Origin of the sequence: Desulfovibrio desulfuricans (assembly GCF_024460775.1) — a bacterium.
Lineage (GTDB): Bacteria > Desulfobacterota > Desulfovibrionia > Desulfovibrionales > Desulfovibrionaceae > Desulfovibrio > Desulfovibrio desulfuricans_E.
The window spans coordinates 1-246 of record NZ_JANFYZ010000091.1; the positions used below are offsets into that span (position 1 = coordinate 1).

General features: G+C 50.8%; 1 tRNA gene. It reads right to left on the reverse strand.

Going from position 1 to position 246, the window contains the following annotated elements:
- Positions 1 to 118: 118 nt before the first annotated feature.
- Positions 119 to 192 (reverse strand) — tRNA-His (locus NE637_RS15520).
- Positions 193 to 246 lie beyond the last annotated feature (54 nt).

Below are 246 nucleotides of genomic sequence, written 5' to 3' on the forward strand. Positions count from 1 at the left end.
TAGCTGGATTCGAACCAGCGAATGCAGGAGTCAAAGTCCTGTGCCTTACCGCTTGGCGATAGCCCATTAAAGACTTTATTTCTGACACTGCATGCCAGTTTGAATTATAAAAGAAAAGGGTGGGTAGTGGGACTCGAACCCACGATATCCAGAACCACAATCTGGCGCGCTAACCAACTGCACCATACCCACCATAACGAGCCTGGGGGGATTCGAACCCTCGACCTACGGCTTAGAAGGCCGTTG